This window comes from Bradyrhizobium sp. SZCCHNS2022 (assembly GCF_032377575.1).
In the GTDB taxonomy this organism is placed as follows: Bacteria; Pseudomonadota; Alphaproteobacteria; order Rhizobiales; family Xanthobacteraceae; genus Bradyrhizobium; species Bradyrhizobium aeschynomenes.
This window is the reverse complement of the sequence record NZ_JAUHHZ010000001.1, coordinates 6,077,523-6,099,586: the sequence shown is the minus strand read 5'-3', so window position 1 is coordinate 6,099,586 and position 22,064 is coordinate 6,077,523. Positions and strand designations below refer to the sequence as shown.

Below are 22,064 nucleotides of genomic sequence, written 5' to 3'. Positions count from 1 at the left end.
TGATGACGGTCGTCAGCGTCCGCCCGACACGTCGAGAATGGCCGAAGTGACGTAAGAAGCTTCGTCCGACAACAGCCAGACGATGGCATTGGCGATTTCCTCGGAGGTGCCGACGCGCTTCATCGGCACCAGCGGGGCGAGGCGATGGGCGCGATCGGGCTCACCGCCGGAGGCGTGAATCTCAGTGTCGATCAGGCCGGGACGAATGGCGGCGACGCGGATGCCTTCATTGGCGACCTCGTGGCCGAGGCCGACGGTGAAGGAATCGATCGCCCCCTTCGAGGCGGCGTAGTCGACATAGGTGTTGGGCGAGCCGAGCTTGGCGGCGACCGACGACAGGTTGATGATAACACCACCCTGCCCGCCATGCCGCGTCGACATCCGCTTCACGGCCTCTCTTGCGCAGAGAATGCTGCCGGTGACATTGACCGCCATCAAGCGCTCGATGCGTTCGGCGCTCATCTCGTCGACGCGCGTCGTGGGGCCGACGATGCCGGCATTGTTGATGAGGGCGCCGAGCGTCCCGAATTTATCCGCCGCCTTGAACAGAGCGAGGATGTCGTGCTCGCGGCCGACGTCGCATTTCACCGCGATCGCCTTGCCGTTCTTGGCCTCGATCGCGGCCACCGTGCTCTGCGCCGCGGCTTCGTTTGACGCATAGCCGACCACGATCTTGAAGCCGCGCGACGCGGCGGCAATCGCGGTGGCGCGGCCGATGCCGCGGCTGCCGCCGGTGATCACTGCAACCCTGTCGGTCATGATGGCCCCCGTTAGGTTTGAGGCGCGCCTCTCAGCGCGCCTCCCGAGCATCAACTATCAGGTCGATCAGAGATCCAGCACGAGGCGCGCCGGATCTTCCAGGCTTTCCTTGACGCGCACCAGGAAGGTCACCGCTTCCTTGCCGTCGATGACGCGGTGGTCATAGGACAGCGCCAGATACATCATCGGGCGGACCTCGATCTTGCCGCCGACCACGACCGGCCGCTCCTGGATCTTGTGCATGCCGAGGATGCCGGACTGCGGCGCGTTCAGGATCGGGGTCGACATCAGCGAGCCGTAGATGCCGCCATTGGTGATCGTGAAGGTGCCGCCCTGCATCTCGTCGATCTTGAGCTGGCCGTCACGGGCGCGGCGGCCGAAATCGGCGATGCCCTTCTCGATGTCGGCGATCGACTTGTGGTCGCAGTCGCGCACCACCGGCACCACGAGACCCTTGTCGGTGCCGACAGCGACGCCGATGTGGTAGTAGTTCTTGTAGATGAGGTCGCTGCCGTCGATCTCGGCGTTGACGGCCGGGATGTCCTTCAGCGCCTGCACGACGGCCTTGGTGAAGAAGCCCATGAAGCCGAGCTTCGAGCCGTGCTTCTTCTCGAACACGTCCTTGTACTGGCTGCGCAGCGCCATGACGTTGGTCATGTCGACCTCGTTGAAGGTCGTCAGCATCGCCGCGGTGTTCTGCACGTCCTTGAGGCGGCGCGCGATGGTCTGGCGCAGCCGGGTCATCTTCACGCGCTCCTCGCGCGCGGCATCATCGGCCGGCGACGGCGCACGGACCTGCACCGAGGCGGCGGGCTGATTGACCGGGGTCGGCGCCGATGCGGCGCGCTCGATCGCGGCCAGCATGTCGCCCTTGGTGACGCGACCGTCCTTGCCGGAGCCGGGCACGGTGGTGGCGTCGACGCCGCTCTCGGCCGAGAGCTTGCGCACTGACGGCGCCTGCGGGGTGTCGGCGGGCAGCGCCTTGGCCGGGGCGGGAGCGGCAGCCGGAGCAGCAGCAGGCTTCGCCGGAGCCGCGGCGGATGCAGCAGCCGCCGGCTTTGCAGCGGCAGCGCCATCGGTGATCTGGCCGAGCAGCGCACCGACGGCAACGGTCTCACCATCCTTGGCGATGATCTCGCCCAGAGTGCCGGCTGACGGCGCGGGCACCTCGATCGTCACCTTGTCGGTCTCGAGCTCGACGAGCGGCTCGTCGACCGCAACGGCGTCGCCGGCCTTCTTGAACCAGCGGCCGATGGTGGCTTCGGTGACGGATTCACCCAGCGTCGGAACGCGAATTTCAGTCATGGTCTCTATCCTCAATAACCCGTGCGGTCATAAAGTCCGTCCGCCATCGCCTTGCGGCGAGCAAGCGATGCGGGACGGACAATCAACGCGATGGACTTGTACTTGCGCCCCGCAGACCGCGGGGCGCCCTTCAAAGGCAGGTTCAGTTCAAGGCTTCGTCGAGCAACGCCTTGAGCTGGGCGAGATGCTTGGACATCAGGCCCGTGGCGGTTGCCGCCGACGCGGCGCGGCCGGCATAGCGCGGACGCTTGCTCTTAGCCCCGGTCTGGTTCAGCACCCACTCGATATACGGCTCGATGAAGTGCCAGGCGCCCATGTTGCGCGGCTCTTCCTGGCACCACACCACCTCGGCGTTCTTGAAGCGGCCAAGCTCGGCGACCAGCGCCTTGAGCGGCACCGGATAGAGCTGCTCGATGCGCATCAGATAGACGTCGTTCAGCCCGCGCTTCTCGCGCTCGTCGTAGAGGTCGTAATAGACCTTGCCCGAGCACAGCACGATGCGGCGGATCTGATCGTCCGGCACCAGCTTGGTCTTGTCGTCCGCCTGCATCTGGGCGTCATCATACAGGATGCGGTGGAAGGTCGTGCCCTTGGCCAGCTCTTCCAGCCGCGACACCGCGCGCTTGTGGCGCAGCAGCGACTTCGGCGTCATCACGATCAGCGGCTTGCGGATCTCGCGATGCAGCTGGCGGCGCATGACGTGGAAATAGTTCGCCGGGGTGGTCGGGTAGACCACCTGCATGTTGTCCTCGGCGCACATCTGCAGATAGCGTTCGAGGCGGGCCGACGAATGCTCCGGACCCTGTCCTTCATAGCCGTGCGGCAGCAGGCAGACCAGGCCGGACATGCGCAGCCATTTGCGCTCGCCCGAGGAGATGAACTGGTCGAACAGCACCTGCGCGCCGTTGGCGAAGTCGCCGAACTGCGCCTCCCACAAGGTCAGAGCGCTCGGCTCGGCCAGCGAGTAGCCGTATTCGAAGCCGAGCACGGCCTCTTCCGACAGCAGCGAGTTGATGACCTCGAAGTGGCCCTGCTCGCCCGCCAGATGGTTGAACGGCGTGTAGCGGCTCTCGTCCTCCTGGTCGATCAGCACCGAGTGGCGCTGCGAGAAGGTGCCGCGCTCGCAGTCCTGGCCGGACAGACGCACCTTGTGGCCTTCGAGCAGCAGCGAACAGAACGCCAGCGCCTCGCCGGTCGCCCAGTCCAGCCCGATGCCGCTGTCGATCGCCTTGGCACGGTTTTCCAGGAAGCGCTGGATCGTGCGGTGCAGGCGGAAGCCGTCCGGCACCTTGGTGATCTTGCGGCCGATCTCCTTGAGGCGGTCGATCTCGACGCCGGTGACGCCGCGACGCGCTTCCTCTTCCTGGTCGGCGGACTTCAGGCCCGCCCACTTGCCGTCGAGCCAGTCGGCCTTGTTCGGACGATAGGAGGTGCCGGCCTCGAACTCGGCGTCGAGACGGGCGCGCCAGTCGGCCTTGGCCTTGTCGACCTCGCCCTCGGTCATCACGCCCTCGGCGACCAGACGCTTGGAATAGATCTCCAGGGTCGACGGGTGGCCGGCGATCTTCTTGTACATCACCGGCTGGGTGAACGCGGGCTCGTCACCTTCGTTGTGGCCATGCCTGCGGTAGCAGAACATGTCGATGACGACAGGCTTGTGGAATTTCTGCCGGAACTCGATTGCGACCTTGGCCGCGAACACCACGGCCTCCGGGTCATCGCCGTTCACGTGGAAGATCGGCGCATCGATCATCTTGGCGACGTCGGACGGATACGGCGACGAGCGCGAATAGCGCGGATAGGTCGTGAAGCCGATCTGGTTGTTCACGATGAAATGAATCGAGCCACCAGTGCGGTAACCCTTGAGGTCCGACAGCGCGAAGCATTCCGCGACGACGCCCTGGCCGGCAAACGCCGCGTCGCCATGCATCAGCAGCGGCAGCACCGAGATGCGCATGTCCGGCGGATCGCCGTGCTGGTCCTGCTTGGCGCGGACCTTGCCGAGCACCACGGGGTCGACGATCTCGAGATGCGAGGGGTTGGCGGTCAGCGACAGATGGATGCGGTTGCCGTCGAACTCGCGGTCCGAGGAGGCGCCGAGGTGATACTTGACGTCGCCGGAACCTTCGACCGCGTCCGGGTTGGCCGAGCCGCCCTTGAACTCATGGAACAGCGCCCGGTGCGGCTTGCCCATCACCTGGGTCAGCACGTTCAGGCGGCCGCGATGCGGCATGCCCAGCACGATCTCCTTCACGCCGAGATTGCCGCCGCGCTTGATGATCTGCTCCAGCGCCGGGATCAGCGACTCGCCGCCGTCGAGGCCGAAGCGCTTGGTGCCCGTGAACTTGACGTCGCAGAACTTCTCGAAGCCCTCGGACTCGACGAGCTTCTGCAGGATGGCGCGGCGTCCCTCGCGGGTGAACGAGATTTCCTTGTCCGGACCCTCGATTCGCTCCTGAATCCAGGCCTTCTGCGCCGCATTGCTGATGTGCATGAACTCGACGCCGAGCGTCTGGCAGTAGGTGCGCTCGCAAATCGCGACGATCTCGCGCAGCGAGCCGTATTCGAGGCCGAGGACGTGATCGAGGAAGATCTTGCGGTCGTAGTCGGCTTCCGTGAAGCCGTAGGAGCGCGGGTCGAGCTCCTCGCGGTTCTTCGGCGCCTCGATGCCCAGGGGATCGAGCTTGGCGTGGAAGTGGCCGCGCATGCGGTAGGCGCGGATCAGCATCAACGCGCGGACCGAGTCACGGGTGGCCTGGTTGACGTCGGCGACCGACAGTTCGACGCCCTTGGTCTGGGCCTTGGCGGCGATCTTCTCGCCGACCTTCTTCTCGACCACGGCCCAGTTGCCGTCGAGCGCGGAGGTCAATTCGTCGCGGGGGGAGACCGGCCAGTTGCTGCGCGCCCAGGAGGGGCCCGACGCATTCTTCTGCACGTCGGCCGGCGCGTCCTTCAGGCTCTTGAAGAACTCCTGCCACTCCGGATCGACCGAAGCGGGGTCCTTCTCGTAGCGGGCGTAGATCTCATCGATGTAGGTGGCATTGGTGCCCTGCAGAAAAGACGACAGGGCGAAGGCAGCGTTCGCATCTTGGCGAGACATGGTAGCGTCCTGGTAATTTCGATGCGCCCAATGAAAACGGCGCAATGCCTGACCCACGTGAGACGCGGGTCAGGCTCGGGTTAGGACGGTTTACCTTATTCTTTGTAAATATTCGCGCCGAAAAGCACTAAGTCCTGAATCAGGATTTCAACTTTTCGACAAGCGTCTTGCCGAGGCGCGCGGGCGACGGAGAGACTGTAATACCTGCAGCTTCCATCGCCGCGGTCTTCGAGCCGGCATCGCCCTTGCCGCCCGAGATGATGGCTCCGGCATGACCCATGCGCCGGCCGGGAGGGGCCGTGACGCCGGCAATGAATCCGACCATCGGTTTCTTGCGGCCGCGCTTGGCTTCGTCCTTGATGAACTGCGCCGCGTCCTCCTCAGCCGAGCCGCCGATCTCGCCGATCATGATGATCGAGGTGGTCTTGGGGTCGGCCAGGAACATCTCCAGCATGTCGATGAACTCGGTGCCCTTGACCGGGTCGCCGCCGATGCCGACCGCGGTGGTCTGGCCGAGGCCTTCGGAGGTGGTCTGGAACACCGCCTCATAGGTCAGCGTGCCGGAGCGCGACACGATGCCGACCGAGCCGGGCTTGAAGATGTTGGCCGGCATGATGCCGATCTTGCACTCGCCGGCGGTCATGACGCCCGGGCAGTTCGGCCCGATCAGGCGCGACTTGGAGCCCACAAGCGAGCGCTTGACGCGGACCATGTCCAGCACCGGGATGCCCTCGGTGATGCAGACGATCAGCGGGACCTCGGCGTCGATCGCTTCGCAGATCGCGTCGGCTGCGCCCGGCGGCGGCACGTAGATCACCGACGCGTCGGCGCCGGTGGCTTCGCGGGCCTCCTTGACGGTGTCGAAGACGGGCAGGCCGAGATGGGTCGAGCCGCCTTTGCCCGGCGAGGTGCCGCCGACCATCTTGGTGCCGTAGGCGATCGCCGCCTCGGAGTGGAAGGTGCCGTTCTTGCCAGTGAAGCCCTGGCAGATGACCTTGGTGTTCTTGTCGATGAGGATGGACATCGTGCTTTCTCTAAAAGCGTTGCGGTGAGGGTGAAGCGAGCGCCTGAACCGGCGCTCAGCCTCCCTTGACGGCCTTGACGATCTTCTGCGCAGCGTCGTCGAGATTGTCGGCGGGCAGCACGTTCAGACCGGACTCGCTGATGATCTTCTTGCCGAGATCGACATTGGTGCCTTCGAGGCGCACCACCAGCGGCACCTTCAGACCGACTTCCTTCACCGCGGCCACGACGCCCTCGGCGATGACATCGCACTTCATGATGCCGCCGAAGATGTTGACCAGGATGCCCTTCACGTTCGGGTCGGCGGTGATGATCTTGAAGGCCGCCGCGACCTTCTCCTTGCTGGCGCCGCCGCCGACGTCGAGGAAGTTGGCGGGCTCCATGCCATAGAGCTTGATGATGTCCATCGTCGCCATGGCAAGGCCCGCACCGTTGACCATGCAGCCGATGGTGCCGTCGAGCGCGACGTAGTTGAGGTCGTACTTCGACGCCTCGATTTCCTTGGCATCCTCCTCGGTCTCGTCGCGCAGCGCGACGACCTCGGGGTGCTTGAACAGCGCGTTGGAGTCGAACGACACCTTGGCGTCGAGCACGCGCAGCTGGCCCTGCTTGGTGACGACCAGCGGGTTGATCTCGAGCATCGCCATGTCCTTGGCGACGAACGCATTGTAGAGCTGCGTCGTCAGCTTCTCGGCCTGCTTGGCGAGGTCGCCGGAGAGCTTCAGCGCCTTGGCGACGGCACGGCCGTGATGGCCCATGACGCCGGTGGCCGGATCGACCGAGAAGGTGATGATCTTCTCAGGCGTGCTGTGCGCGACGTCCTCGATGTTGACGCCGCCTTCGGTCGACACCACGAACGCGACCTTCGAGGTCTCGCGATCGACCAGCAGCGACAGATAGAATTCCTTGTCGATGTCGGAGCCGTCCTCGATGTAGAGGCGGTTGACCTGCTTGCCGTCGGGACCGGTCTGCACCGTCACCAGCGTGGCGCCGAGCATCTGCTTGGCGAAGGTGTTGACCTCGTCGATCGACTTGGCAAGGCGGACGCCGCCCTTGTCGCCGGCCGAGGCCTCCTTGAACTTGCCCTTGCCACGGCCACCGGCGTGGATCTGGCTCTTCACGACCCAGACCGGACCGCCGAGCGTCTTCGCCGCTGCATCCGCATCCTCCGGACGGAGAACCGGCACGCCCTTGGAAATCGGCACGCCGAACTCGTGCAGCAGTGCCTTGGCCTGATATTCGTGAATGTTCATAAGCGCTTGCTCCCCGAACCCCCGCTGGGGTGGTGACGTCTATAAGTGTTTTGCGGATGCTTGGTATACCATATACCAAGCATCCTGCAACTCATCGGAACGGGCTAATCGCCCGCTCTGCTACCTTCAGCGGCCGAGCAGGTCGGGCGCGATCTTCTTGCAGGCGTCGACCAGGCCCTGGACAGCGCCGACCGACTTGTCGAACGCCTCGCGATCCTTGCCGGCCAGCTCGATCTCGACGATACGCTCGACACCCTTCGAGCCGATGACGACGGGCACGCCGACATACATGTCCTTCACACCGAACTCGCCGTTGAGGTAGGCGGCGCAGGGCAGCACGCGCTTCTTGTCGCGCAGATAGCTCTCTGCCATCGCGATCGCCGACGCCGCCGGAGCGTAGTAGGCCGAGCCGGTCTTGAGCAGGTTGACGATCTCGGCGCCGCCATTGCGGGTGCGGTCGACGATCTCGTCGATGCGGGCCTGCGAGGTCCAGCCCATCTTGACGAGGTCGGGCAGCGGAATGCCGGCGACGGTCGAGTACTTGGTCAGCGGCACCATGGTGTCGCCGTGGCCGCCGAGCACGAAGGCAGTGACGTCTTCCACCGACACGTTGAACTCATCGGCCAGGAAGTAGCGGAAGCGGGCGGAGTCGAGCACGCCGGCCATGCCGACGACCTTCTTGGCCGGAAGGCCCGAGGCCTTCTGCAGCGCCCAGACCATCGCATCGAGCGGGTTGGTGATGCAGATGACGAACGCGTCGGGGGCGTACTTCTTGATGCCGGCGCCGACCTGCTCCATCACCTTCAGGTTGATCGACAGCAGATCGTCGCGGCTCATGCCGGGCTTGCGCGGCACGCCCGCGGTGACGATGCACACCTTGGCGTTGTCGAGCGCTTCGTAGGAGTTGGCGCCGGTGTAGTGGGCGTCGAAGCCGTCGACCGGCGACGACTGCGCGATGTCGAGCGCCTTGCCCTGCGGAACGCCTTCGGCAATGTCGAACATCACGACGTCGCCGAGCTCCTTGAGGCCGACGAGGTGAGCCAGCGTTCCGCCGATCTGACCGGAGCCAATCAAAGCAATCTTGTCGCGCGCCATGGCAAATTTTCCTTTGAACCCGAAGGGGTGAGGGAGGTTGAAAAGTCGAGTGGGTGGTTATCCCTTTCGCCCGGGCCGTTCAAGTCACGCTATGGCCAATTGACGGGCGTGCCTTGATTTCGATCAGGACCGGGCGGCGGCTGCTGATGATCCTTTCAGCATGATTGACGTGGCCTTTTCGCGGCTGTGTGCCCGAAGCCGGGCGCTGCCGAACTCCGGTGTTTGTCAGGTTTCGACCAGTCCCGTAGAAGTCCCGGAGGCAGCCGAGTCCTTCCGGCCGTGCGGCAGGGCCAGATAGGACTCCGAGCCCATCTCGATCAGGCGCGACGACGTGCGCTTGAACTCCATGGCCTCGATGCCGTCGGCGGCGACGTAGAGCGAGATCGGATCGGCCTCGGCCGAGGCGATCAGCTTGACGGCATTGTCGTACAGCGTGTCGATCAGGGTAATGAAGCGCTTGGCGGCATTGCGCTCGGCCAGATCCATCACCGGGACGTGGTCGATCAGGATCGTATGATAGTCGTGCGCCAGCCGCAGATAGTCCGAAGCGGCGAGAGGCTTCTCGCACAGATCGGCAAAGCCGAAGCGGGCGACGCCGTTGGCCGAGCACGGAACGTGCAGGATGCGGCCCTTGATCGTCATGTCGCGCGACTTGCAGCGGGCGTTGCCGGTCAGCCGGCCCCACGCCTTGTCGAGCGCAGCCCGCGCATCGGCGTCGGCCGGCATCAGCCACATCTTCACGCCCGCCAGCTTCTCGAGCCGGAAATCCGTGCGCGCATCCAGCCGCACCACATCCATGTGGTCGGCGATCTGCTTGATGAAGGGCAGGAACAGCGCGCGGTTGAGGCCGCCTTTGTAGAGGTCCTCCGGCGCGACGTTGGACGTCGCCACCACAACCGTGCCGAGCTCGAACAGTTTTGCGAAGAGACGGCCGAGGATCATCGCGTCGGCGATGTCAGTGACGTGGAATTCGTCGAAGCAGAGCAGCCAGGCCTGATCGAAGATCGCCTGCGCGGTGAGCCCGATGACGTCGGCGTCGGCAAGCTCGCCGCGCGCGATGTTCTGTCGATAGCCGTAGATGCGCTCATGCACCTCGGCCATGAACTCGTGGAAATGGGCGCGGCGCTTGTGCTCGACCGGACAATTCTGGAAGAACAGGTCCATCAGCATGGTCTTGCCGCGACCGACCTCGCCATGGACATAGAGGCCGCTCGGCGGCTCGCTCTTGTCGGAAAAGAGGCGGCCGAACAGGCTCTGCTTGCGCGCCGGCTTGTAGGTGGAGAGGCGCCGCTCCAGGGCCGCGAGGGCATCGGCGACCTCGGCCTGGGCCGGATCGGCTTCGATCGCGCCGGCGTCGACCAGCGACTGATATTGCGCGCGGAACGCGTCTGAGGGAGTGGACAACATGAGCCCACTCTAGGTCATGAGACTAACGGAAAATGCAATCCGCAAATGGTGGAAGCCGCCATGCAGCCGGACGGTGGGATCGTGGTATATGGCACGCAAACGCTGCCGCGGGAGTTAGTCCGCGGCTAACGACGTCTGGCTTGCGTCAATCTGGCTCGCGTCAGCCGCAACCTCAGGCGGCGCACAGATCGTAGGCGTCCTCCACCACATAGGGTCCGCCTCCCGTGGAAGCACGGGACGAGAACAGGACGAAGCGCTCAGCCATGAACACCCGGCTCGGGAAATAGCCGCGGACCGAGAGATAATCGGCCACGTCCTGGCTCGAGGCATCGTGCAGCCGCGCCAACGTCACATGGGGGACGAACTTGCGGCCCTCCGGGTCGAGCCCGATCCGCTGCATCATCCGCTCCAGCTCGGCCTGCAGCTCGATCAGCGGCCGGCACGGCGCGATATTGGCGACCACAGCGCGCGGCTTGCGGCCGCCGAAGCTGGAGAGGCCCTGCACCGTGACCTCGAACGGCTTGCGGTTCACCCGCCACAGCATCGCGGCGATCTCGTTGGCGGAGGCGCCGTCGATGTCGCCGATGAAGCGCAAGGTCACGTGATAATTTTCAGGATCGATCCAGCGGGCGCCGGGAAGGCCACCCCGCAGAGTGGAGAGGGTCTGGCCGACTTCGGCCGGGATCTCCAGTCCAGTAAACAGACGCGGCATCGTTTCAGGACTCCCGATGCTGGAGGCTGATCTCGAAAGGTGACGAGATCATGCCTTGACGAGATGATCGACGACGAATCGCCAATGCAACATTCCTACCGAACTTATATGACTCCGCGACGGACGCAGCGTTAACGCCGTGAAAACCTGCGGAAAACCCGGTCCTTAAGGTTATCGCAAATGTCCGGCCGACGGCTTCGTTCCGTCATTGCCCACGAAGCGGACGCAGGAATGCTTCGACCATAGGCAGCATCCGGGCGACGATGATGTCGACGCCCGCAGCGGTGGGATGGATGCCGTCCGCTTGATTGAGCTTGGCGTCGGCGGCGACGCCGTCCAGGAAGAAAGGGTACAGCGGCACGCCGAATTCCTTGGCGAGATCGGGATAGATCGCATTGAACTTGGCGGCATAGTCGCTGCCGTAATTCGGCGGCGCCAGCATGCCGCACAACATCACGGCGATGCCGCGCGCCTTCAGCTTGGTCACGATCTCGGTCAGCGCCTTGCGGGTGACGGCAGGGTCGATGCCGCGCAGCGCATCATTGGCGCCGAGCTCGACGATGACCGCCTCGGTGCCGTCGGCCACTGACCAGTCGAGCCGGTCGCGGCCGCCGGAGGAGGTGTCGCCGGACACCCCGGCATTGGTCATGTCGACCTTCAGCCCCTTGTCATTCAATGCCTTTTGCAGCTTGGCCGGAAACGCATCCGACGCGGACAGGCCGAGCCCGGCGCTCAAGGAGTCGCCGAGCACGACGAGCTTGATCGGCTTGGCGGGGTCAGAGCCGGCGAAGGCGGGTCCGACTGTCATCAAGGCGAGCATCAACACGAGTATGTGCACGAAGATGCGTCCGCGCCCCTCGACCCGGCTTGCGGAGTTGCCATATGACCGAGCCATGGACAGTCTCATCGAAACCTCGCGTTTGGCCGGCACAGCGCCGGACACCATTACCATCTCCAACGTCAACCTCTCGCTCGGCACCGGCGCGGCGCGGGTTCACATCCTCAAGGACATCAGCCTGCGGGTGGGACAGGGCGAGACGATCGGCCTGATCGGCCCCTCTGGATCGGGGAAGTCCACGCTGCTGATGGTGATGGCGGGGTTGGAACGTCCTGACAGCGGTGAGGTGGTGGTCGGCGGCACCGCTTTCAATGCCCTGGACGAGGACGCCCTGGCCCGGTTCCGCGGCCGCCAAGTCGGCATCGTCTTCCAGTCCTTTCATCTGATCCCGACCATGACCGCGCTGGAGAACGTGGCGGTGCCGCTGGAATTGGCCGGCCATTCCGGCGCCGCCGAGCGTGCCGCCCGCGAGCTCGAGCAGGTCGGCCTCGGCCACCGGCTGAACCACTATCCGACCCAGCTGTCCGGCGGCGAGCAGCAGCGGGTGGCACTGGCCCGCGCCCTCGCGCCAGATCCGGCGATCCTGGTCGCGGACGAGCCGACCGGCAATCTCGACGAGACCACCGGGCGGCAGATCGTCGACCTGCTGTTCACCAAGCATGCCGAACGCGGCATGACGCTGGTGCTGGTGACCCACGACAGCGGCCTTGCGCATCGCTGCGATCGCGTCGTGCGGCTGCGCTCGGGGCGGATCGAGGCCGACGGCGGCACGCACGAGCCTGCCGACGCATGAGCACGATGGCGGAACCGATCTCCGGCCGGCGCATGGCGGCTCTGCCGGTGCGCTACGCCTTGCGCGAGCTGCGCGGCGGACTGCGCGGCTTCTACGTCTTCATCGCCTGCATCGCGCTCGGCGTGCTGGCCATCGCCGGCGTCGGCTCGGTGGCGGCAAGCCTCAATGACGGATTGGTGCGCGAGGGCCGTACCCTGCTCGGGGGCGACGTGGCGTTCTCGCTGTTTCAGCGCGAGGCCAAGCCCGAGGAGGTCGCATTCCTCCGCTCGCGCGGCCAAGTCTCGGTTGCGGCCACCTTGCGGGCCATGGTGCGCGCCAGCGACGCCAAGCTGGCGCTGGTCGAGCTCAAGGCCGTCGACAACGCCTACCCGCTGCTCGGCAAGGCCGAGCTCCAGCCCGACCTGCCGCTCGGCGACATCCTGGCCGAGCGCGACGGCGCGTTCGGCGCGGCCGCCGACCCGGCGCTGCTGGCACGGCTGGACCTGAAGATCGGCGACATCGTCAGCATCGACACCGTGCGTTTCCAGATCCGCAGCGCGCTTGCTGCCGAGCCGGACAAGCTGTCCGGCGGCATCGGCCTCGGGCCGCGCTTCCTGGTCAGCGAAGCGGGCCTGCGAGCCACGCCGCTGCTGCAGCCCGGCAGCCTGGTGCGCTGGACCTACCGGGTCCGGCTGCCCGACAATGCCACCGACGATCGCGCCGCGGCCTCCTTCATCGCCGATACGCGCCTGACGCTGCCCTCGGCCGGCTGGGAGATCCGCAGCCGCAGCAATGCCTCGCCACAGCTGGAGCGGACGATCGGCCGCTTCACCCAGTTCCTGACCCTGGTCGGCCTTGCCGCGCTGCTGGTCGGCGGTGTCGGCGTCGCCAATGCGGTCAAGAGCCATGTCGACCGCCGCACTGAAGTCATCGCGGCGTTCAAGGCGCTCGGCGCCACCAGCCGCGATGTGTTCGGCATCTATCTGGTGCAGGTGATGGTGCTCGCCACGATCGGTTCGATCATCGGACTCTGCGCCGGCGCCGCCCTGCCCTTCGCCATCGTCGGGCTGTTCGGCAAGATCCTGCCGCTGCCGGTGATCCCGGCGGTGCACCCGGACGAGCTGGCGCTGTCCTTCCTCTACGGCCTGCTGACCGCCCTGGCGTTCGGTCTGTGGCCGCTCGGGCGGGTGCGTGACGTGCCTGTGGCCGCGCTGTTCCGCGAGGCGGTGATTGCCGAATGGCACCGGCCGCGCTGGAGCTATCTGGCTTTGATTTCGGCCACCGTGGTGCTGCTGATCGCCGTCGTCATCGGCCTGTCCTACGACAAGCGCATCGCCGCCGTGTTCGTGGTCGCGGCCGCTTTGGTGTTCGTGCTGCTGCGGGGCATTGCCGCCGGGGTGATGGCGATGGCGCGCGGGCTGCCGCGCAGCCGTTTCCCGATGCTCCGGCTCGCGGTCAGCAACATCTATCGCCCGGGCGCGCTGACGCCGTCAGTGGTGCTGTCGCTGGGATTGGGACTGGCGGTGCTGGTCACGATCACCCAGATCGACGGCAATCTGCGGCGGCAATTCCTGGCGCAGCTGCCGGAGCAGGCGCCGTCATTCTTCTTCATCGACGTGCCCTCAGGCGAGGCCGACCGCTTCCGCGACTTCCTCAAAGGTCTGGCGCCGCAATCTACGGTCGACAACGTACCGATGCTGCGCGGGCGCATCGTCTCCGCCCGCGGCGTTCGCGCCGAGGATCTCAACGCGACACACGACACCGAATGGGTACTGCAGAGCGACCGCGGCTTGACCTACACCGGCGAGATCCCGAAGGGCTCCAAGGTGGTCGAGGGCGAATGGTGGGGCGAGAATTACAGCGGCCCGCCGCTGGTCTCGATCGAGAAGCGGATCGCCGATGGTCTGGGCCTCAAGCTCGGCGACGACATCGTCGTCAACGTGCTCGGACGCGACATCGCGGCGCGGATCGGCAACATGCGCACGATCGACTGGCAGGGGCTGGGCATCAATTTCGTGCTGGTGTTCTCCCCGAACGCCTTCAAGGGCGCGCCCCACACCCACGTCGCCACCCTGACCGAGGCGCACTCCGACGCCGTGGAGGACGCCCGCGTCATTCGCAAGGTGGCCGACGCCTTCCCGATGGTGACGAGCGTGCGCGTCCGCGAGGTGATGGAGACGGTCGGCTCGGTCGTGTCCAACCTCGCGCTCGCGATCCGCGGCGCCAGCGCGGTGACGCTGATCTCGGCCATCCTGGTGCTGGGCGGGGCGCTGGCTGCCGGCCACCGCCACCGGGTCTACGATGCGGTCATCCTGAAGACGCTGGGCGCCACCCGGCTGCGGCTGCTCGGCGCCTACGCGCTCGAATATCTGATGATCGGTTTTGCCACCGCGGCGTTCGGCGTGATCGCGGGCTCCATCTCCGCCTGGCTGATCGTGACCCGGCTGATGACCTTGAGCTTCGCCTGGCAGGCCGGCAGCGCCGCGCTGGTCGTGCTCGCGGCGCTGGTGGTGACCGTGGGCCTCGGTCTCGCCGGGACGCTGTTGGCGCTCAACCAGAAGCCGGCAACGGTTCTTAGGAACCTTTGAGGAATTGCGCGCGGGGAATTGCGCGCTCATGCCGCACGGTTAACGGGTTTTTCACGGCGCAAACGCGTGCGGAGCGACATTCAGCCGCGCGTGGAAGCTTGCAGCGATTATGCTAGTTTCCCATTTAAGTATCGGGCTCAGAGAGCCGCCAAGAGACCCGCCTAAAGATGGCGAATTTGCCGATGACGCAAATTTAATATCGATGGTAGCGGGTATGAGATAGGGTTTTTCGAGAACCGGCTAAAGGTCCTGCCAGGATCGGACTGCCGGGCAACCAACGGGAATTCGACCATGTCGGACCTAGACCGCAACTATGCTTCACCCTTTGGCCGGGTGGCCGGGCGCGCCGATGCCGCGACCGTCGACGCCGGTCTGCGCGCCTACATGCTGCGCATCTACAATTACATGAGCATCGGCCTGGCCATCACCGGCCTCGCGGCGCTCGGCGTCTACATGGCGTCGGTGACCGGCGATCCGGCGGCCGGCGTATCCAAGATCGGCAACGCCTATCTGACGCAGTTCGGCTACGCGATGTTCGTGAGCCCGCTGAAGTGGCTGTTCATCCTGGCCCCCCTGGTCATGGTGTTCGCCATCTCCGCTGGCATCAACCGCCTCGCGCCGTCGACCGCACAGATCCTGTTCTGGGTGTTCTCGGCCTTGATGGGCATCTCGCTGTCGTCGATCTTCCTGGTGTACACCCACACCTCGATCGTGCGGGTGTTCTTCATCACCGCGGCGACGTTCGGTGCGCTCAGCCTGTACGGCTACACGACCAAGCGTGACATGACGGGCATGGGTTCGTTCCTGTTCATGGGCCTGATCGGCATCGTGCTGGCGAGCCTCGTGAACCTTTTCCTGGCGAGCTCGATGCTGCAGTTCATCGTGTCGGTGATCGGCGTGTTCGTGTTCGCCGGCCTGACCGCCTGGGACACGCAGCGCCTGAAGAACGAGTACATCTACGGCTACGCCTCCGCGGGCGGCGACGTCGCCGAGCGCGCAGCGATCACCGGAGCCCTGTCGCTGTACCTGAACTTCATCAACCTGTTCACGCTGCTGCTGCAGCTGCTCGGACAGCGCGACTGATCCGATTGCTCGCAAGACGAGCGATCAACCAAAGCCCCGGCCTCAGCGCCGGGGCTTTTCGTTTGTCGAGGCGGCTGAGAGCATGCCGCGCGCCGGGAACGGCAGCCATGCCGCGACGATGTTGATCGGCCGCTTCGCCCTGGTATTGTTCCACCCATGTCCGACATCGAGATCCGGCCCACCCAGGAGGCCGACCTTCCCGCCATCACCGCCATCTACGGCCAGGCCGTCCGCGAGGGCACGGCCACCTTCGAGCTCGACGCGCCCGACCTTGCGGAGATGACCCGCCGCTTCCGGACGCTCAGCGACGGCGGCTTCCCTTACTTCGCTGCCCTGCTGGATGGGCAGATCGTGGGCTACGCCTATGCTGGCCCTTACCGGCCGCGGCCCGCCTATCGCTTCACGGTCGAGAACTCTGTGTATCTCGCCCCCGCCAGCCAGCGCCGCGGCATCGGGATGCGGCTGATGCGGACGCTGATCGCAGCCTGCGAGGAGCGAGGATTTCGGCAGATGATCGCGGTCATCGGCGACTCCGCCAATGCCGGCTCGGTCGGGCTGCATACCGCCTGCGGCTTCGAGATGATCGGCACCCATCCGAGCGTCGGCCTGAAATTCGGCCGTTGGCTGGATACCGTCATGATGCAGCGAGCGCTTGGACCGGGCAGCAGCAACATCCCGGCATAAACGGCGCGGCTAGCGTGGGCGCCGGCTCAGACCAGCGCCGGCTTCGGCGCGATCACCAGCAGCACGCGCTCCAGCTCGTGGCCGCGGCGCAGGATCAGGCCGGTGGCCGAGATCACGCTGTACATGCCCTGCTTGCGCGCCAGCCGCGGATCCTTCTCGATTCGGTACAGCGGCACCTCGGAGGCGCGGCGGAAGACCGAGAACACGGCGCGGTCGCGCAGGAAATCGATCGAGTAGTCGCGCCACTCGCCGTCGGCGACCATCCGGCCGTAGAGATTGAGGATGCGGTTCAGCTCGAGACGATCGAACGTCACCCGGTTAGGCGCTGCGGCCGCATTGCGCGCCGCCGCGCGGTTCTCGCTGGGATCGGCGTCCTCCGGGGTGAGGTTCATGAGCGTCCTCCTGTCATCTGTGTGACATGATCGCGCCAACCGGCGGAAGCCGCAAGGGGCGGTTTTCATTATCGAACTTGGCAGCATCCGGCTCGCACGCGAGTTCCCCGAACACGCAAGCGTCACGGGATCGTTAGCGGAATCATAATCGCGCCGCGTTTCCGCCCAGGGACTGCCCCCGACGTTAGGCATAAGATTCGTGTGCGTTGGCCCGGTCCTTTCGGTTCCGGATTCCTCAGCCCCCAGCCCCCCGGGGTCGTCAGGATCGGGTCTATTCACAAGTAAGGCAAAGGGCCAACGCAAGTTGGTCCTTTTGCTTTTTGGGCGAGAGCTTGCGCAGGGATCTTGCGACGCGCCCATCGGGACGACGCCGCGGACGAGCCGCAGAGCAGCGGGAGATGAGAGGAGCGGCGAGCGGGCTCAGCGCTCGGGAGCGCGCACCGTTGCGGCGGCTCGGCTGACCAATGGCAGGTCTGAATGGGCCGCGCCGAGCATCAGGCCTGGCCGGTCGCGGCTGCCATCCTGCACATAGACGACGGCACCGTCGACGCCCTCGCGGACGATCTTCTCCAGCGGCACGCTCCAGCTCGCCGACGAGCCATTCCAGTCGCCCAGCTTCATCACACCGCGAACGACGTTGTAATAGGTCAGCTCCCGGCCGCCGTTCTCGCCGCGCGCGACCTGGATCGGAACGACGCGCGCGATCGAGCACACCCAGACCTCGCCGTGCTTGCGCGCCGCATGCTGGTCCGCCGCGGCCACCGACACCGTCAGCTCCTGGCCTTCGATCGACAGGCTGACCGGGACCGACATCACGGCACCGCCCCGAGCAGTCTCCTCGATGGCGCCTTCGATCGCGTCGCGATCGCTGCCGATCACATGCAGCGAGCCATTCACCACGGCCTGCGGGGTGTAGACCTCACGATCCCCGCGAGCTCGCGAATAGGCCCGCTGCCGCGCCGTAAACCGCGAGTCTGCCAGGGTGTCCTTCCAGCCCAGATAATCCCAATAATCGATCGGCAGGGACAGGGCGATGACGGAGGGGTCGCGGGCGAGGTCGCCGAGCAACTTGTCGGCGGGCGGGCAGGATGAGCAGCCCTGCGACGTGAATAGTTCGATCACCGCACGCGGATCAGCAGCCGCCGGCCGGACGAAAGCGATGACCGCACAGACACCCAGCGCCGCGCGCGACCACCACGTCATCTGTCCACTCATCGCCACTGTCCCGTCTGGACCACCGTCCGCTGCGCCCTAGCGCATCACCATATCCGCGATGCCGTCCTCGTAGTTAACAAACCGAAAATGCAAAGGAGGCGGCCTTTGTCATAGGCCGCCTCCTTCATCACCCGCTACTCACTTCAGAGTGAGCCAAACTGTCGCATCGCGCTTTGGTTAAGCAGCCAGCTTGCGCAGCACGTAGTGCAGGATACCGCCGTTCCGGTAGTAGTCCAGCTCGTCCAGCGTATCGATCCGGCAGAGCAGCGGCACCTGCTGCGCCGCACCGTTGGCCGAGATGATCTCGGCGGTCAGGGTCTGGCGCGGCTTGAGATCACCTTGGAGACCCTTGATGGTGACCTTCTCGTCACCCTTCAGGCCGAGCGAGGACCACGACGTGCCCTCCTGGAAAGTGAGCGGCAGCACGCCCATGCCGACCAGGTTCGAGCGGTGGATGCGCTCGAAGCTCTGGCAGATCACGGCGCGAACGCCGAGCAGCCGGGTACCTTTGGCGGCCCAGTCGCGCGACGAGCCGTTGCCGTATTCGGCGCCGGCGAACACCACCAGCGGCACGCCCTCTTCCTGGTACTTCATGGCGGCGTCGTAGATCGACATCTGCTCGCCGTCGGGCCAGTGCTTGGTCAGGCCGCCCTCGGGGATGTTGCCGTCGGCGCCCTTGAGCATGAAGTTCTTGATGCGGATGTTGGCGAAGGTGCCGCGCATCATGATCTCGTGATTGCCGCGGCGGGTGCCGTACTGGTTGAAATCGGCCGGCCGGACCTGATGCTCGCTGAGGAACTTGCCGGCGGGCGAGGTCAGCTTGATCGAACCGGCCGGCGAGATGTGGTCGGTGGTGATCTTGTCGCCGAACAGCGCCAGCACGCGAGCCTCGACGATGTCCTTGATCGGCTCAGGCTCCTTCTTCATGCCCTCGAAATACGGCGGGTTCTGCACGTAGGTCGACGACATGTTCCAGCGATAGGTCTCGCTCTCGACGGTCTTGATCTTGCGCCAGTTGGTGTCGCCCTTGAACACGTCGGCGTAGCGCTTCTTGAAGATCGAGGCCTTCACGAACTTCTTGACGAAGTCATTGACTTCCTTGGTCGTCGGCCAGATGTCCTTCAGGTAGACCGGCTTCTTGTCCTTGCCGATCCCGATCGGCTCGACAGCGAGGTCCTTGGTCACGGTGCCCGCCAGCGCGTAGGCGACGACCAGCGGCGGCGAGGCCAGGTAGTTGGCCTGCACGTCCGGCGAGACGCGGCCTTCGAAGTTGCGGTTGCCCGACAGCACCGCCGCTGCGACGACGCCATTGTCGTTGATCGACTTCGAGATCTCCTCCGGCAGCGGACCCGAATTGCCGATGCAGGTGGTGCAGCCGAAGCCGACCAGGTTGAAGCCGACCTTGTCGAGGTCCTTCTGCAGGCCGGAGTTCGCGAGGTATTCGGCAACCACCTGGCTACCCGGAGCCAGCGATGTCTTCACCCACGGCTTGGCCTTGAGGCCCTTGGCCGCGGCGTTGCGGGCCAACAGGCCGGCGCCGATCAGCACGCTCGGGTTCGAGGTGTTGGTGCATGAGGTGATCGCGGCGATGACGACGTCGCCATGGCCGATGTCGAAATCCTTGCCCTCGACCGGGAAGCGCTGCTCCGCGGCGTCCGGCTTCTTGTATTCGCCGGCCAGCGCGGTCGCGAAACCTTCGGCCACCGCGGGGAGCGCGATGCGGCCCTCGGGACGCTTCGGACCGGCCATCGACGGCACGACATCGCCGAGATCGAGGTTCAGCGTCTCCGTGAACACCGGATCCGGCGACTTGGCGGTGCGGAACAGGCCCTGCGCCTTGGCATAGGCTTCGACCAGCGCGACGCGCGGACCCTTGCGGCCGGACGTCTTGAGATAGTCGATGGTCGCGGTGTCCACGGGGAAGAAGCCGCAGGTCGCGCCGTATTCCGGGGCCATGTTGGCGATGGTCGACTTGTCGGCGACCGAGAGATGGTCGAGGCCGGGGCCGAAGAACTCGACGAACTTGCCGACGACGCCGAGCTTGCGCAGCATCTGGGTGACGGTCAGCACGAGGTCGGTCGCGGTGACGCCTTCCTTGAGCGCACCGGTCAGCTTGAAGCCGACGACGTCAGGCAGCAGCATCGACAGTGGCTGGCCGAGCATGCAGGCCTCGGCCTCGATGCCGCCGACGCCCCAGCCGAGCACGGCGAGACCGTTGACCATGGTGGTGTGCGAATCGGTGCCGACCAGCGAATCCGGATAGGCGACCTCGAAGGTGCCCTTGGTGCGGCCGACCGTCATCTTCTCCTTCTTGGTCCAGACCGTCTGCGCCAGATATTCGAGGTTGACCTGGTGGCAGATGCCGGTGCCGGGCGGCACGACGGAGAAGTTCGAGAACGCCTTCTGGCCCCACTTCAGGAATTCGTAGCGCTCCTGGTTCTGCTTGTACTCCTCGGCGACGTTCTTGCCGAACGCCTTGTTGTCACCGAAGTAGTTCACGATCACCGAGTGGTCGATGACGAGGTCGACCGGGACCAGCGGGTTGATCTTCTCGGCATCGCCGCCGAGCGCCTGCATGGCGTTGCGCATCGCCGCGAGGTCGACCACGGCGGGCACGCCGGTGAAATCCTGCATCAGCACGCGCGCCGGGCGGAAGGCGATCTCATGCTCCAGCGACTTCTTGCGCAGCCACTTCGACACCGCGACGATGTCGTCCTTGGTGACGGTGCGGCCGTCCTCGTTGCGCAAGAGGTTCTCGAGCAGCACCTTCATCGAGTACGGCAGCTTCGAGATGTCCTTGAGACCGTTCTTCTCGGCTGTGGGCAAGCTGTAATAGATGTAGCTCTTCGTTCCGACCTTGAGGGTCTTGCGACACTTGAAGCTGTCGAGCGAGGTCATGCGTGGGAATCCCAATTGATCTGTATACCCCGAGGGGGTATTTTCGAACCGTCAGCGCGAGGCGCCGGATGGCTTGCAGCGGGCGATTGTGTGCTGCATCAAGGTCGGGCTTATAGAAGCTTTCTAACTGCGTCGCTACAGAGACAATCAAGTCCCGGCGTGGCATCACCCACAAATTCTCACACGCTAGCCATCAATTTCGTAAGGGCTGTCACGACGAGCCATGCAGCTGTCTTCACCACCGTCTCCGAGGCTGTTCGGACAAGACGTCAGATGCGTGCGCGGCGGCCGCGAGGTGTTCTCCAGCCTTGCCTTCGAGGCGCGCGCGGGCGAGGCGCTGGCCGTGACCGGGCACAACGGCGCGGGCAAGACCTCGCTGCTGCGGCTGATCGCGGGGCTGCTGCTGCCGGCCGGCGGCACCATCGTCATCGAGGGCGGTGAGGGCGAGCTGACGGTGCCGGAGCAGGCGCATTATCTCGGCCACCGCGACGCGCTGAAGCCGGCGCTCAGCGTGCGCGAGAATCTCACGTTCTGGGCCGACTTCCTCGGCGGCGGAATGATCAGGCCGATCCCCGATTGCCTCGCCGCCGTCGGCATCGCGCACGCGATCGACCTGCCGGCCGGCTACCTCTCCGCCGGCCAGCGCCGCCGGCTGTCGCTCGCGCGCCTGCTCGCGGTGCCGCGCCTGCTGTGGCTGCTCGACGAGCCGACCGCCGCGCTCGACGTCGCGGGCCAGACCATGTTCGCGGGGCTGATGCGCGAGCATCTCGCCGGGGGCGGGCTGATCGTCGCCGCCACGCACGGGCCGCTGGGCATCGATACGCTTGAGCTGCGGATTGGAGGCGCTCAATGACCCTCCCTCGCTGCGTCACCATCCCACCCGCCGCCCTCTCCGTTCCCTCCCCCCTTGTGGGGGAGGGTCAGGGAGGGGGGTGCCCCA

At 65.5% G+C, this 22,064-nt stretch carries 17 protein-coding genes; 5 read left to right on the top strand and 12 right to left on the bottom strand.

The window, feature by feature from the left end:
- Positions 1-12 precede the first annotated feature (12 nt).
- From QXZ94_RS27315 to QXZ94_RS27275, 9 genes are all read right to left on the bottom strand, one after another.
- Positions 13-759, bottom strand: coding sequence for an SDR family oxidoreductase (locus QXZ94_RS27315; protein ID WP_006609290.1), 747 nt, complete (start codon positions 757-759; stop codon positions 13-15).
- Between the two features lie 66 nt (positions 760-825).
- Entirely contained in the window at positions 826-2,064 is a 1,239-nt protein-coding gene (gene odhB, locus QXZ94_RS27310; protein WP_315723608.1) for a 2-oxoglutarate dehydrogenase complex dihydrolipoyllysine-residue succinyltransferase, read from the bottom strand.
- A gap of 142 nt (positions 2,065-2,206) precedes the next feature.
- Positions 2,207-5,164 (bottom strand): 2-oxoglutarate dehydrogenase E1 component, encoded by a 2,958-nt coding sequence (locus tag QXZ94_RS27305; RefSeq protein WP_315723606.1) that lies wholly within the window; start codon positions 5,162-5,164, stop codon positions 2,207-2,209.
- Positions 5,165-5,303: 139 nt separating this feature from the next.
- On the bottom strand, positions 5,304-6,188 hold the full coding sequence (gene sucD, locus QXZ94_RS27300; RefSeq protein ID WP_172112915.1) for a succinate--CoA ligase subunit alpha: 885 nt from the start codon (positions 6,186-6,188) through the stop codon (positions 5,304-5,306).
- 55 nt (positions 6,189-6,243) lie between these two features.
- Positions 6,244-7,440 (bottom strand): ADP-forming succinate--CoA ligase subunit beta, encoded by a 1,197-nt coding sequence (gene sucC, locus QXZ94_RS27295; RefSeq protein ID WP_172112916.1) that lies wholly within the window; start codon positions 7,438-7,440, stop codon positions 6,244-6,246.
- A 126-nt stretch (positions 7,441-7,566) separates the two neighbouring features.
- Positions 7,567-8,535, bottom strand: a complete 969-nt coding sequence (mdh, locus tag QXZ94_RS27290; RefSeq protein ID WP_172112917.1) for a malate dehydrogenase — start codon at positions 8,533-8,535, stop codon at positions 7,567-7,569.
- 225 nt (positions 8,536-8,760) lie between these two features.
- Positions 8,761-9,942, bottom strand: a complete 1,182-nt coding sequence (zapE, locus tag QXZ94_RS27285) for a cell division protein ZapE (protein ID WP_315723603.1) — start codon at positions 9,940-9,942, stop codon at positions 8,761-8,763.
- Positions 9,943-10,114: 172 nt separating this feature from the next.
- Entirely contained in the window at positions 10,115-10,654 is a 540-nt protein-coding gene (thpR, locus tag QXZ94_RS27280) for an RNA 2',3'-cyclic phosphodiesterase (RefSeq protein ID WP_315723601.1), read from the bottom strand.
- Between the two features lie 205 nt (positions 10,655-10,859).
- Entirely contained in the window at positions 10,860-11,492 is a 633-nt protein-coding gene (locus tag QXZ94_RS27275; protein WP_315726550.1) for an arylesterase, read from the bottom strand.
- A gap of 55 nt (positions 11,493-11,547) precedes the next feature.
- Between QXZ94_RS27275 and QXZ94_RS27270 the strand changes: the two genes are divergently transcribed.
- The 4 genes from QXZ94_RS27270 (at position 11,548) to QXZ94_RS27255 (ending at position 16,619) form a co-directional block, all read left to right on the top strand.
- Positions 11,548-12,285: an ABC transporter ATP-binding protein gene (locus QXZ94_RS27270; protein WP_315723599.1), complete on the top strand. Its 738-nt coding sequence runs from the start codon at positions 11,548-11,550 to the stop codon at positions 12,283-12,285.
- Positions 12,282-14,852 carry an ABC transporter permease gene (locus tag QXZ94_RS27265; protein ID WP_315723597.1) on the top strand — a complete coding sequence of 857 codons (2,571 nt, stop codon included), beginning with the start codon at positions 12,282-12,284 and terminating at the stop codon, positions 14,850-14,852. Before QXZ94_RS27270 ends, QXZ94_RS27265 begins: the two co-directional genes overlap by 4 nt.
- A 291-nt stretch (positions 14,853-15,143) precedes the next feature.
- On the top strand, positions 15,144-15,935 hold the full coding sequence (locus QXZ94_RS27260; protein ID WP_172133649.1) for a Bax inhibitor-1/YccA family protein: 792 nt from the start codon (positions 15,144-15,146) through the stop codon (positions 15,933-15,935).
- Between the two features lie 156 nt (positions 15,936-16,091).
- Positions 16,092-16,619 (top strand): GNAT family N-acetyltransferase, encoded by a 528-nt coding sequence (locus QXZ94_RS27255; protein WP_315723595.1) that lies wholly within the window; start codon positions 16,092-16,094, stop codon positions 16,617-16,619.
- Between the two features lie 26 nt (positions 16,620-16,645).
- Here the strand turns inward: QXZ94_RS27255 and QXZ94_RS27250 are convergent, their stop codons facing one another.
- From QXZ94_RS27250 to acnA, 3 genes are all read right to left on the bottom strand, one after another.
- Positions 16,646-17,011: a DUF2794 domain-containing protein gene (locus tag QXZ94_RS27250; RefSeq protein ID WP_315723593.1), complete on the bottom strand. Its 366-nt coding sequence runs from the start codon at positions 17,009-17,011 to the stop codon at positions 16,646-16,648.
- Positions 17,012-17,431: 420 nt separating this feature from the next.
- Complete coding sequence (locus QXZ94_RS27245; protein ID WP_315726548.1) at positions 17,432-18,214, bottom strand: DUF1223 domain-containing protein; 783 nt, start codon at positions 18,212-18,214, stop codon at positions 17,432-17,434.
- Between the two features lie 189 nt (positions 18,215-18,403).
- Positions 18,404-21,124, bottom strand: a complete 2,721-nt coding sequence (gene acnA / locus QXZ94_RS27240; RefSeq protein WP_315723591.1) for an aconitate hydratase AcnA — start codon at positions 21,122-21,124, stop codon at positions 18,404-18,406.
- A gap of 223 nt (positions 21,125-21,347) precedes the next feature.
- Here acnA and ccmA point away from each other — a divergent pair, with 223 nt between their 5' ends.
- Positions 21,348-21,977 carry a heme ABC exporter ATP-binding protein CcmA gene (ccmA, locus tag QXZ94_RS27235; RefSeq protein WP_315723589.1) on the top strand — a complete coding sequence of 210 codons (630 nt, stop codon included), beginning with the start codon at positions 21,348-21,350 and terminating at the stop codon, positions 21,975-21,977.
- The last annotated feature ends 87 nt before the right edge of the window (positions 21,978-22,064 follow it).

Coding starts and splice junctions, on each gene's coding strand:
- QXZ94_RS27315 (WP_006609290.1), bottom strand. CDS start 759: ATGACCGACAGGGTTGCAGTGATCACCGGCGGCAGCCGCGGCATCGGC.
- odhB (WP_315723608.1), bottom strand. CDS start 2,064: ATGACTGAAATTCGCGTTCCGACGCTGGGTGAATCCGTCACCGAAGCC.
- QXZ94_RS27305 (WP_315723606.1), bottom strand. CDS start 5,164: ATGTCTCGCCAAGATGCGAACGCTGCCTTCGCCCTGTCGTCTTTTCTG.
- sucD (WP_172112915.1), bottom strand. CDS start 6,188: ATGTCCATCCTCATCGACAAGAACACCAAGGTCATCTGCCAGGGCTTC.
- sucC (WP_172112916.1), bottom strand. CDS start 7,440: ATGAACATTCACGAATATCAGGCCAAGGCACTGCTGCACGAGTTCGGC.
- mdh (WP_172112917.1), bottom strand. CDS start 8,535: ATGGCGCGCGACAAGATTGCTTTGATTGGCTCCGGTCAGATCGGCGGA.
- zapE (WP_315723603.1), bottom strand. CDS start 9,942: ATGTTGTCCACTCCCTCAGACGCGTTCCGCGCGCAATATCAGTCGCTG.
- thpR (WP_315723601.1), bottom strand. CDS start 10,654: ATGCCGCGTCTGTTTACTGGACTGGAGATCCCGGCCGAAGTCGGCCAG.
- QXZ94_RS27270 (WP_315723599.1), top strand. CDS start 11,548: ATGGACAGTCTCATCGAAACCTCGCGTTTGGCCGGCACAGCGCCGGAC.
- QXZ94_RS27265 (WP_315723597.1), top strand. CDS start 12,282: ATGAGCACGATGGCGGAACCGATCTCCGGCCGGCGCATGGCGGCTCTG.
- QXZ94_RS27260 (WP_172133649.1), top strand. CDS start 15,144: ATGTCGGACCTAGACCGCAACTATGCTTCACCCTTTGGCCGGGTGGCC.
- QXZ94_RS27255 (WP_315723595.1), top strand. CDS start 16,092: ATGTCCGACATCGAGATCCGGCCCACCCAGGAGGCCGACCTTCCCGCC.
- QXZ94_RS27250 (WP_315723593.1), bottom strand. CDS start 17,011: ATGAACCTCACCCCGGAGGACGCCGATCCCAGCGAGAACCGCGCGGCG.
- QXZ94_RS27245 (WP_315726548.1), bottom strand. CDS start 18,214: ATGACGTGGTGGTCGCGCGCGGCGCTGGGTGTCTGTGCGGTCATCGCT.
- acnA (WP_315723591.1), bottom strand. CDS start 21,124: ATGACCTCGCTCGACAGCTTCAAGTGTCGCAAGACCCTCAAGGTCGGA.
- ccmA (WP_315723589.1), top strand. CDS start 21,348: ATGCAGCTGTCTTCACCACCGTCTCCGAGGCTGTTCGGACAAGACGTC.